Origin of the sequence: Mucilaginibacter lutimaris, from assembly GCF_042676625.1 — a bacterium.
Taxonomy (GTDB): domain Bacteria; phylum Bacteroidota; class Bacteroidia; order Sphingobacteriales; family Sphingobacteriaceae; genus Mucilaginibacter; species Mucilaginibacter lutimaris.
Genome location: NZ_JBHTIA010000003.1, coordinates 562330 through 573095 on the forward strand (window position 1 = coordinate 562330; position 10766 = coordinate 573095).

Annotated in this window: 11 protein-coding genes; 8 read left to right on the forward strand and 3 right to left on the reverse strand. The window is 41.1% G+C overall.

Features of this window, described 5'->3' with window-relative positions; genetic code table 11:
• Positions 1-4 precede the first annotated feature (4 nt).
• The 5 genes from ACFQZI_RS03350 to kdsA all read left to right on the forward strand — a co-directional run bounded on the left by ACFQZI_RS03350 (position 5) and on the right by kdsA (position 5757).
• The gene (locus ACFQZI_RS03350) at positions 5-952 is read left to right on the forward strand and encodes an MraY family glycosyltransferase (protein WP_377138381.1); all 948 of its coding nucleotides are present in this window, start codon (positions 5-7) and stop codon (positions 950-952) included.
• A gap of 297 nt (positions 953-1249) precedes the next feature.
• Complete coding sequence (locus ACFQZI_RS03355; RefSeq protein ID WP_377138383.1) at positions 1250-3205, forward strand: polysaccharide biosynthesis protein; 1956 nt, start codon at positions 1250-1252, stop codon at positions 3203-3205.
• 106 nt (positions 3206-3311) lie between these two features.
• Complete coding sequence (locus tag ACFQZI_RS03360) at positions 3312-4247, forward strand: KpsF/GutQ family sugar-phosphate isomerase (RefSeq protein ID WP_377138386.1); 936 nt, start codon at positions 3312-3314, stop codon at positions 4245-4247.
• Positions 4248-4250: 3 nt separating this feature from the next.
• Positions 4251-4991, forward strand: a complete 741-nt coding sequence (gene kdsB / locus ACFQZI_RS03365; RefSeq protein WP_377138389.1) for a 3-deoxy-manno-octulosonate cytidylyltransferase — start codon at positions 4251-4253, stop codon at positions 4989-4991.
• Positions 4978-5757, forward strand: a complete 780-nt coding sequence (kdsA, locus tag ACFQZI_RS03370) for a 3-deoxy-8-phosphooctulonate synthase (RefSeq protein ID WP_377138391.1) — start codon at positions 4978-4980, stop codon at positions 5755-5757. Before kdsB ends, kdsA begins: the two co-directional genes overlap by 14 nt.
• A gap of 93 nt (positions 5758-5850) precedes the next feature.
• On the opposite strand, the gene ACFQZI_RS03375 is transcribed toward kdsA, so the two are convergent.
• Together ACFQZI_RS03375 and ACFQZI_RS03380 are read right to left on the reverse strand one after the other, a co-directional pair.
• Positions 5851-6330: a nucleoside deaminase gene (locus ACFQZI_RS03375; protein ID WP_377138394.1), complete on the reverse strand. Its 480-nt coding sequence runs from the start codon at positions 6328-6330 to the stop codon at positions 5851-5853.
• A 73-nt stretch (positions 6331-6403) separates the two neighbouring features.
• Positions 6404-6997: an OmpH family outer membrane protein gene (locus tag ACFQZI_RS03380; protein WP_377138397.1), complete on the reverse strand. Its 594-nt coding sequence runs from the start codon at positions 6995-6997 to the stop codon at positions 6404-6406.
• A 181-nt stretch (positions 6998-7178) separates the two neighbouring features.
• Here ACFQZI_RS03380 and gyrB point away from each other — a divergent pair, with 181 nt between their 5' ends.
• From gyrB to ACFQZI_RS03395, 3 genes are all read left to right on the forward strand, one after another.
• Complete coding sequence (gyrB, locus tag ACFQZI_RS03385; protein WP_377138400.1) at positions 7179-9137, forward strand: DNA topoisomerase (ATP-hydrolyzing) subunit B; 1959 nt, start codon at positions 7179-7181, stop codon at positions 9135-9137.
• Positions 9138-9264: 127 nt separating this feature from the next.
• Positions 9265-9603: a PadR family transcriptional regulator gene (locus tag ACFQZI_RS03390; protein WP_377138403.1), complete on the forward strand. Its 339-nt coding sequence runs from the start codon at positions 9265-9267 to the stop codon at positions 9601-9603.
• Positions 9600-10268 carry a hypothetical protein gene (locus tag ACFQZI_RS03395; RefSeq protein WP_377138405.1) on the forward strand — a complete coding sequence of 223 codons (669 nt, stop codon included), beginning with the start codon at positions 9600-9602 and terminating at the stop codon, positions 10266-10268. The genes ACFQZI_RS03390 and ACFQZI_RS03395 overlap by 4 nt, the downstream gene beginning before the upstream one ends.
• On the opposite strand, the gene ACFQZI_RS03400 is transcribed toward ACFQZI_RS03395, so the two are convergent.
• Positions 10269-10700 (reverse strand): aspartyl protease family protein, encoded by a 432-nt coding sequence (locus ACFQZI_RS03400; RefSeq protein WP_377138408.1) that lies wholly within the window; start codon positions 10698-10700, stop codon positions 10269-10271.
• Positions 10701-10766: the final 66 nt, after the last annotated feature.

A 10766-nucleotide genomic window follows, 5' to 3' on the forward strand; every position in this document is an offset into this window, starting at 1 on the left:
AATAATGATATATCCGCTTTTGTTTATAGTGTTTTTTGTTGCCATGTTGTTGTACTTTAAGGTGGCAGACAAATATAATATTATTGATCATCCTAACGAGCGGAGCTCACATAGTGCAATTACCATTCGTGGTGGTGGCATTATATTTACTTTGGCGGCTATTATTTTACTTGGATGGCATTTTAGTGAGTTTTATTTAATGCTGATTGGAGCTATAGCTATAGGTGCCATAAGCTTTGCCGATGATATATTAACCTTGCCTAATAAGTTGCGCCTTGCCGTGCATGTGGTTGCAGTAAGCCTTATGTTTTTATCGCTTAATGTATACTCGATATATCATGTAGCCGGTATCGCGTTTTTATATGTGTTAGTTATAGGGATCATTAACGCCTATAACTTTATGGATGGTATCAATGGCATTACCGGATTGTACAGTTTTGTAATTTTAGGCGGATTGCAATATATTAACATACAGCATCTTAACTTTATAGTGCCTGAAATGATATGGGTGCCAATGCTGGCATGTGCCGTATTCCTGATATTTAATTTCAGAACAAAAGCAAAGTGTTTTGCGGGCGATGTAGGAAGCGTAACCATTGCTTTCTGGATAACCTTTTTATTATTAAAGCTTATATTTATTACTAATAATTATATATATATACTTTTTCTGGCAGTTTATGGGGTCGATTCTGTGCTCACTATTATACACCGCTTAATATTAAAGCAGAATATTTTTAAGGCTCACCGGCTGCATTTTTATCAATTATTATCTAACGAATATAAAATGCCTCATTTGGTTGTTTCGTCAATTTATGGGGTGGTTCAGTTGGCTATTATTATATTAATTATAGTAAAGAATGACCTTCCGCCGGCAATCATCAGCGCCGTAGTTATTGGTCCGTTAATATTAAGTTATTTAATTATTAAGCCTCAATTAATGAAACTAAAGTAATAAATAGGGGATGTCATTTAAATAATTACAATTGTTTTTTTCTTTTAATATAATTATACTTGCATCATAATAACACATTTTCCCCCCGATAGCGTTATTGTATTGATTAAACTGCCGGTGTTGGCTCAGTAATTAGCAAAAGTGAATCTTAAGAGATTTACTATCATTATTAGCTACGATAATTAAGGCATTTTAAATGAGAGTGGGTACGTATTTAAACATTAAACAATACCTAAAACTTTGGTTGCAAGTGTTGTGATAAAACGTGATTACTCATTATATCTACAATAAAATATTATGAAAAAATATTTACTTTTTAGTAAGGTAATACCAAGATGGATAATAATGTTATTAGACTTTGTTATCGTAACCTGGTCATTTGCTTCATCTTACCTTATTGTAAACCGTTTCGAGTTTGCTAATATACTTAGAGGTTACTTTTTTATTTATACGGGTTTATATTGTATTATAGCGGCTATAGTAATGTACCTGATGCGGGTGCATACCGGCCTTATCAGATATTCAAACACCAGAGACGTGCTTCGTATCTTTGGCTCAGTATTTATTAGTAGCGTGGCATATATAATAGTTGTTAGTTTATGGGTAAAACCTGTATTAGCAATTAGTTCGTCTACTATCGATCTGGTGTTATTGGTTAACTTTTCGGTATCCAGCACATTGCTTATCCTGTTAAGAAGCGCGGTAAAGAGCGCGTATAACTATATTCATAACTACTCCAGCTCTAAAAAAACATCGGTACTTATTTACGGTTCAGATACCAGCGCGGTATTGGTTAAACAAGCTTTAGAGGCCAGTGCGAAAGCCAACTTTGTTATTGTGGGTTTTGTTGATACAGATACAAACAAGATAAATAAGGAGATACAGCAGGTAAGGGTTTACGATATAAATAAACTGAGTAAACTAAAAGAAAAGCGCGCTATTGATAAGATGATCATCATGAACCACCATTTGGATGAGCAATCTAAAAAAACGGCGCTTGAAGCTTGCCTGGCACTAGGCATACAGGTATTAACCGTACCACCGTCTGACCAATGGATCTACGGTAAGCTAAATTTGCAGCAAATTCAGGATCTTAAGATTGAAGATCTGCTTCAACGCAAAACCATCCAAATAGATACTACCCGTATTTCTCAGGATCTGCAGGGCAAACGTGTATTGATCACCGGCGCGGCGGGTTCTATTGGTTCAGAAATAGTGCAGCAGGTATTGCAATATAAGCCTGCTATGGTTGTACTTTGCGACCAGGCCGAATCTCCCCTGCATGATGTAAGATTAGAGGTTGAAGAGAAGTTTCCACATGTACCGGTTAAGATCTTTATTGGCGATATCCGTAACTATTACCGCATGCAAAAACTATTCTCTGAGTATAAACCGGAGGTTGTTTACCATGCCGCTGCATATAAGCATGTGCCAATGATGGAAGAGAACCCGTCAGAAGCAGTAAGGGCGAACGTATTAGGCACCAAAAACATTGCCGACCTGTCTGTAGCGTTCGGGGTTAACAAGTTTGTAATGGTTTCTACAGATAAGGCTGTAAACCCATCAAACATCATGGGTACTACCAAGCGTATCGCCGAGATCTATATACAGTCACTTAAAGATAATCCAATTAATAAGGGTACGGCATTTATTACAACCAGGTTTGGCAACGTACTAGGTTCTAATGGTTCGGTAATACCGCGTTTTAGGGCGCAAATACAAAAAGGGGGACCTATTACGGTAACCCATCCCGAAATTACCCGTTATTTTATGACCATACCAGAAGCTGTGCATCTGGTATTGGAAGCGGGTACAATGGGTACTGGTGGCGAGATATTTATATTTGATATGGGCGAACCGGTTAAGATTGTTGACCTAGCGCTTAAAATGATCAAGCTTGCAGGCCTGCAACCCGAGCGCGACATTAAGATTGTATACTCAGGCCTTCGCCCGGGCGAAAAACTTTACGAAGAACTTCTTAATCAGGGTGAACACACCATGCCTACGCACCACGAAAAGATCAAGATATCTGAAGTTATATCATACCCATACAAAAAAGTGATAGAAGATATTAACGAGCTTATTTTGTTAAACCAACAAGGTGATGATATGGCCATGGTTAACAAAATGAAAGAGATCGTCCCTGAATTTATCAGTAAAAATTCACAGTTCGAGCATCTGGATAATAACAAGCCTACCTCGCCAGTACAGGTAGACGTTGATGCTAAAAAGCTGCGTGTACTACAAGCCTAAGTAATTTTATTACTTAAGCCTTAGCGCACTACAGGTGGTTATTTATCTTATCTGATTTTATTGAGTATAATTGCAATACAAATAGTATCCCGAGCTACCACAGCTTATGAAAAGTATTGCCCAAAAAGTATTCGATATAGAAATTTCATCGCTACAATATGTAGCCTCAATGATAGATGAGCAGTTTAGCCTTGCCGTTGATGCTATCTTAAGATCTAACGGGCGGTTAGTGGTTTGCGGCATGGGTAAATCGGGCCATATAAGCCGCAAAATCTCTGCAACATTTACCAGTACCGGCACACCAAGCTTCTTTATGCATCCCGCCGAGGCCTTCCATGGTGATCTGGGAATGATAAGCGCCGGAGATGTGGTAATATTAGTGTCTTACTCTGGCGAAACTGAAGAGGTGCTTAAAATAGTGCCTTACCTTCAGTATAATAAAAATACTTTTATTGCCATAACAGGCAATTCCGGATCTACGCTGGCAAAAAATGCAACATATCATTTAAATGTTTGCGTTAAGCAGGAGGCATGCCCGCTCGAATTGGCGCCTACCTCATCAACTACGGCTACATTGGTTATGGGCGATGCATTGGCGGTGGCGTTGATGACAGCAAGGGATTTTTCGCCTGCAGATTTTGCGCGCTTTCACCCAGGGGGCAGGCTTGGCCGCAAGTTATTAGTAAGGGTTAAAGATCTAATGCGTACCGATAAACTTCCGTTTATTGACAGGACGGCATCCTTTACCCAATTGGTGCTGCAAATGAGCGAAGGGAAACTGGGGATGGTAATTGTGGGTAGCCCTCAAAAAGTAGAAGGCGTAATTACCGATGGCGACCTGCGCCGTGGTTTAGTAAAATACCAGGATATATATCATTTGCCTATAACCGACCTGATGAACCCTTCTCCAAAGATCATTAATGAACATGAACTGGTTTATGATGCCGAAGAGTTGATGATGGAGCGTAAGATAACCACCTTGCTGGTTCATAATAACGAAAATATATTAACAGGCGTTTACCAGATATTTAACCAGGCTTAGCAAATGAAGGCGATTATTGTTATACCTGCCCGGTTGCAATCTACCCGGTTACCACGCAAAATGCTGCTTGATATTGGCGGCAAGCCGTTGATACAACGCGTTTACGAGGCTTGCCTGAAGGCCACTTTTCATCACGAGATATGGATAGCAGCCGACAGTGACGAGGTTTTTAACGTTTGTAAGATGTTTACCCCAAACGTGTTGATGACTAAAGAGGAACACCCCAGCGGTACCGACCGTATTGCCGAAGTAATTGAAACCGTACCCTGCGATATAGTTGTAAATGTGCAAGGAGATGAGCCTTTTTTTGATGCCGGTATTATTGACAGGTTGATAACCGCCCTGCAAAATAGCGACGCAGCTATGGCAAGTGTATGCGCCCCTGTTTTGGATAAAGGCGAGCTAAACAACCCTAACCTGGTTAAAGTTGTAACAGATGTAAATGGTAACGCCATTTATTTCTCACGCTTCGCTATTCCTTTTTCGAGAGATAGGGAAGTGGAAGATACAACGGTTTATAAAAAGCATATGGGCGTATATGCGTATAGGGCATCGTTCCTGAAAGAATTTATTACTATGCCTGTCTCATTTTTAGAAAGCACCGAAAAACTGGAGCAGCTTAGAGCGATTGAGAACGGATATAAAATTAAAATGATTGAAGTGAAGGGAATTGAAAAGGGGATAGATACCCCCGAAGACCTTGAACTTGCACGTAAAAAGATAAAAGATAATGGCATTGTATAACGACATCACCCAGAAACCTTTTTTTATAGTTGGCCCATGCGTAATGGAGAACCAAGAATTACTATATACTGTAGCCGAAAAAGTAGCCGAAATTGGGAGTAAATATCCCGTAACAGTAGTCTTTAAATCATCGTTTGATAAGGCTAACCGTACCAGTGTAAACGCGTACCGCGGCCCCGGCCTGGCTAAAGGCATGGAAATGCTGAATAACGTGAAAGAAAAATTCAACCTGCCGGTTACTACAGATATACATGAGCCATTCCAGGCAGCTGCATGTGCCGAGGTGGTAGATATTTTGCAGATACCGGCATTTTTGTGCCGCCAAACAGATCTGCTTGTGGCAGCGGCAGAGACCGGTAAAATTGTAAATGTTAAAAAAGCACAATTTTTATCGGGGCAGGATATGTTTTACCCGGCGCAAAAGGTAAAAGAATCAGGCAACGATCAGGTAATACTGACTGAGCGTGGCAATTCATTCGGCTATAATAATTTGGTGGTAGATTTTAGGAACATTGCAGATATGCTGGAGTTTGGCTACCCCGTTTGTATGGATTGTACCCATTCGGTGCAGCGCCCGGGTGGTGCAGGCGGCAAAACCGGCGGCGACCGTAAATTTGTACCCGGCATGGCGCACGCTGCAAAGGCATTTGGCGCAAGCGGCTACTTCATAGAAACACACCCCGATCCTGATCATGCGATGAGCGATGGCCCGAATATGCTATATCTGAAAGACCTGGAAGAATTGATCAAATCGTTAATAGCATAACCTGTAACGTGTAGTTGCAGGACATGGCAATTTTCGATAAGTGAGCGACAAGCATATCGGGGATGTAATCCCGTTATGCTGTCCGCATTAAGCTTAATACTCCTTCTTACTTTCCGATATTTGCCACTCTTTAAAGATTGCAAGGGCTTCATTATGCATCATTTGTACGAATGGTAATTTGCGGTTCTCCATAGGTTGCTCAAGTTCATCATAAATAAAATGATCGTCGAACCCAATTTCGGCTGCATCTTTCTTAGTATTGGCATAATATATTTTGCCTATCCGGGCCCAATAAATAGCGCCAAGGCACATAGGGCAGGGTTCGCAACTGGTATAAATTTCGCAGCCCTCTAAATTGTACGTCCCCAGCTCCTGGCACGCTAAACGGATAGCCGATACCTCTGCGTGTGCGGTTGGGTCGTTATTGGGCACCACCCTGTTAGCGCTGCGTGCAACAACCATCCCGTCTTTTACTATTACCGCACCAAACGGGCCGCCCTGCGCTTGTTTAACATTGTATTCAGACAGGTCTATAGCCATCTGCATAAACTTTTCGTTGCCTTTGTCTTCCATTTCCATCTAAATTAAAAAACCCCAACTACAAGCCGGGGTTTTTTATTATTCATATTTTGTGCAGCAGCACATATTATTTTTTGTCTTTAGCGTAAGCCTCGTTTAACCTTTTAACAACATCAGCGGTTACATCAAGGCTTGGGTCGCCGTAAAGCACAGTAGCGTTACCTTTTTGGTAAGTAAGGATCATTTTATAACCTTTTTCTTTAGCGTATGCTTTAGTAAAGTCAACCAGTTTATCGTAAAGTTTGGTCTGCTCGCTTACCTGGTCGTTTTGTACTTGTGCACCGGCATTTTGCTGGTATTGTTGAAACTCCTGGCCTTTACGCTGCAGGCGTTGCTCGGTAGCGGCACGCTGGTCTGCAGCCATAGTAGGGGCTGCTTTTTGGTATTCGGCAATTTCGCGTTGTATAGCCTGCTGGCGCGATGCAACATCTGCCTGTGCAGCTTTGCCTTTATCGCCCAGGCGTTTGTCCATGTCTTTTATGTAATCGTATTTAGATACTAATGAATCTTGGTTTATATATACAATTTCAGGAGTGCCTACAGTTGTTGATGTGGTTGTAGCAGCAGCCGGCTTAGTATCTGGTTTATTTTGGTTGCAAGCAGAAACACCTGCAGCAATTAGTAATGCTAATACTGATTTTGTAACAATTGAGGCCTTCATTTTCATTGGGTTTGTCTTAAAAAAATTTTGACAAATATAATCTTTCGGCACAAGTTTCCTAACTCTTAATTAAGATGTTTAATATAGGTCATATTTATCCACAATCGTACTAATGTTGCACATAATTTAGCTTAATGCGGAGCTAAATTCGTAAATTTGAGGGTTATTGTATTAATCAATTATGAGCGAAGAAATTCAGGATAAATCAAATTATTCAGCAGATAATATACAGGTTTTAGAAGGTTTAGAAGCCGTACGTAAAAGACCTTCGATGTACATAGGTGATACAGGGGTAAAAGGCCTTCACCACTTAGTTTACGAGGTAGTTGATAACTCTATAGATGAGGCGCTTGCCGGCTATTGCGATACCATCAATGTTACCATTCACAAAAGTAACTCTATTACGGTTGTAGATAATGGCCGTGGTATCCCTACAGGTATTAACACCAAAGAACAAAAATCGGCATTAGAAATTGTAATGACCGTACTGCACGCAGGCGGTAAATTTGATAAGGATACTTACAAAGTATCCGGTGGTTTGCACGGTGTAGGGGTAAGTTGTGTTAACGCGCTTTCTACCCATGTTAAAACCGTTGTACAACGCGAGGGTAAGATATTTACGCAGGAATATGAGCGTGGTAAACCACTATTCCCGGTAAAAGAGATTGGTGTATCCGATAAAACCGGCACCAGCCAAACTTTCCAGCCCGATCCAGAGATATTTACCTTGACTACAGAGTATAAGTTTGAAACACTGGCTACCCGTTTGCGCGAGCTTGCGTTCCTGAATAAAGGCATCCGCCTTACTTTAACCGACGAACGCGAACCTGATGAAGACGGGGCATTCCCATCTGAAGAGTTTTTCTCTGAAGGTGGTTTAAAAGAGTTTGTTAAATATCTTGATGGTACCCGTGTGCCTATCATACCGGAGCCAATTTACCTGGAAGGTATTAAACAGGGTATCCCGGTTGAGTTAGCTTTCCAGTATAACGATACATACTCAGAGAATGTACACTCTTACGTTAATAATATTAACACCATTGAGGGCGGTACGCATGTGGCGGGTTTCAGGATGGGGTTAACTCGTACGCTTAAGGCATATGCAGATAAAGAAGGTTTACTGAAAAATGTTAAGGTTGATGTTACCGGTGATGACTTCCGCGAGGGGCTTACCGCCGTAATTTCCGTTAAAGTGCAAGAACCTCAGTTTGAAGGGCAAACCAAAACAAAGCTGGGTAACAGCGAGGTAAGTGGTGCCGTTAATGTGGCCGTAGGCGAGATTTTAGGTAATTACCTGGAAGAGAACCCACGCGAGGCTAAAATGATAGTGCAGAAGGTTATTCTTGCTGCTACAGCCCGCGCGGCTGCCCGCAAAGCCCGTGAAATGGTACAGCGCAAGAGTGTAATGACCGGCTCCGGCTTGCCCGGTAAACTGTCTGACTGTGCTAACAGCGACCCAACCTTATGTGAGCTTTACCTTGTGGAGGGCGACTCGGCGGGTGGTACCGCCAAGCAGGGCCGTAACCGCGAGTACCAGGCTATTTTGCCGTTACGTGGTAAGATCCTGAACGTGGAGAAAGCCATGGAGCATAAAATTTACGAGAACGAAGAAATAAAAAACATGTTTACCGGCCTTGGTGTAAGCATTGGCACGCCCGAGGATGCTAAAGCATTAAACATGTCTAAACTACGTTACCATAAAATTGTGATCATGACGGATGCTGACGTGGATGGATCGCACATTACCACGCTTATCTTAACCTTCTTCTTCCGTTACATGAAAGAGCTTGTGGAGTATGGTTATGTTTATATCGCTTCGCCACCACTTTACCAGGTTAAAAAAGGTAAGGAATTTGAGTACTGCTGGACAGACGAACAACGTGATGTTGCTATACAACGCCTAAAGGGTGCCGGTAAAGAAGATAGTGTGCATGTACAGCGTTATAAAGGTTTGGGTGAGATGAATGCCGAGCAGTTATGGGATACAACCATGAACCCAGAACATCGCACGCTTAAAAAAGTAACAATAGAAAATGCTGCCGAATGTGATCATACATTCTCAATGCTGATGGGCGATGAAGTTGCCCCTCGCCGCGATTTTATTGAGAAGAACGCGCGATATGCACGTATAGATACATAATAATAGATACGTAATAACTTACTAAAGCCTCGATTAATCGGGGCTTTTTATTTACTAAAACCCAATGCCTTTAAATTTATATACATAATTTTCTTATGTATATACATAAATTTTTTATATTTGAAGTATGAGCACTAACACAATGCTAAAAGGCAGTTTACAAACCATCATTTTAAAATTGTTGGAAGATAATGGCCAGATGTACGGCTATGAAATAACGCAAAAGGTTAAAGGGCTGTCTGAAGGAGAAATAATGTTAACTGAGGGTGCATTATACCCCGCTTTACATAAACTGGAAGCAGATGGCTTTTTAGAGACATTTACGCAGGTAGTTGATAACCGGGTGCGTAAATACTACAGGCTAACTGAGCAGGGAGGCAAAGAGGTTACCAGCAAAATTAACGAAGCCCGGGCATTTATAGCGCAGTTACAAACAGTATTAAACCTTAAACCTGTAACCAAATGAAACCGGACGCAAGGCAAATGAAAGTATTGCAGGATTACATGCAGAAAACTATGAATTATCGGGAAAGTTACGAGGAGGTTTATGATCACATCACTTCCGCTTTGGAAACCTTACCTCAGGATGCTGATTTTGAGGAAGCGATAAACACCATTATCAAAAATGATTTTGGAGGGCACGACAATCTTTTGAAAATAGAGCAAAGCATTAAAACTGCTATGATAGCTGAGGCAAAAAGAGCTTACTGGGCTTGCCTTAAAGATATATTGTCATTCCCTTCTATTTGTTATCCACTTATACTGGGCATCATTCTTTACAGGGTGCTCAGTACACAAAATATATCTCCACTGGCATTAAGTTTTGCTGGCTTTGCGATCATCTTTACGCCGCCGTTATTATCGTTTATAAGGTATTACAGTATAGGCTATTTATTTGGCGACAAAGGGGACACCATAAAAGACGAATCTTTTAGATATTTATCATACAGACCTATGTTTTTGTTTAGCGCGGTCACAATATATCCGCACATATGGGGCATAACCAAATTCAGTGTTTGGGACAACATTTATCCTGTTGCCACAACGTTGTGTTTATTAATCCCGCTAATTTATAACATGGCGATGTTTAAGCTTTACAAGAAAGAAATGAGACTTAAGGGGGATAAATAATTATTTCAACTTTAACACCTTCTTGTTGAAATCAATTACTGCCCTATACTTCATCAGTATATCGCTGCCTAAAACGCCCAGTACTTCCGGGTGGCCCATTTCGTGGTAGGCTATATTAATGGTAGATAGGTTGAGTACAGCTACCTCAAGTTCCGGTATCAACAGGTCGCCTATCCAAATGTTTTCTATCAGCGCTGTGGCCGATTCCATAGTATTGGTCCCTAATCCTGTTGAAAGCCTATCACTTAAAATAATAGTTGCTTGTTCATTCGCTTCCATCAGCAGGTCCCTGTCAAACGCTGTACGGGATGCCCCGGTATCTAACACAACTTTAAAGGGCTTGCCAAATATAACAACATCCAGTAAGGGGTGGAAACCATCGCCATGCAGGTCGATGATATTGAGCGGTACGGTTATCGTATTTTTAGCCATGTAACAATTCGTAGATAGTGATTAGACGCGATTCCACCTGTTATATTACAATCACTAACTCACTAA

Coding starts and splice junctions, on each gene's coding strand:
- ACFQZI_RS03350 (WP_377138381.1), top strand. CDS start 5: ATGATATATCCGCTTTTGTTTATAGTGTTTTTTGTTGCCATGTTGTTG.
- ACFQZI_RS03355 (WP_377138383.1), top strand. CDS start 1,250: ATGAAAAAATATTTACTTTTTAGTAAGGTAATACCAAGATGGATAATA.
- ACFQZI_RS03360 (WP_377138386.1), top strand. CDS start 3,312: ATGAAAAGTATTGCCCAAAAAGTATTCGATATAGAAATTTCATCGCTA.
- kdsB (WP_377138389.1), top strand. CDS start 4,251: ATGAAGGCGATTATTGTTATACCTGCCCGGTTGCAATCTACCCGGTTA.
- kdsA (WP_377138391.1), top strand. CDS start 4,978: ATGGCATTGTATAACGACATCACCCAGAAACCTTTTTTTATAGTTGGC.
- ACFQZI_RS03375 (WP_377138394.1), bottom strand. CDS start 6,330: ATGGAAGACAAAGGCAACGAAAAGTTTATGCAGATGGCTATAGACCTG.
- ACFQZI_RS03380 (WP_377138397.1), bottom strand. CDS start 6,997: ATGAAGGCCTCAATTGTTACAAAATCAGTATTAGCATTACTAATTGCT.
- gyrB (WP_377138400.1), top strand. CDS start 7,179: ATGAGCGAAGAAATTCAGGATAAATCAAATTATTCAGCAGATAATATA.
- ACFQZI_RS03390 (WP_377138403.1), top strand. CDS start 9,265: ATGAGCACTAACACAATGCTAAAAGGCAGTTTACAAACCATCATTTTA.
- ACFQZI_RS03395 (WP_377138405.1), top strand. CDS start 9,600: ATGAAACCGGACGCAAGGCAAATGAAAGTATTGCAGGATTACATGCAG.
- ACFQZI_RS03400 (WP_377138408.1), bottom strand. CDS start 10,700: ATGGCTAAAAATACGATAACCGTACCGCTCAATATCATCGACCTGCAT.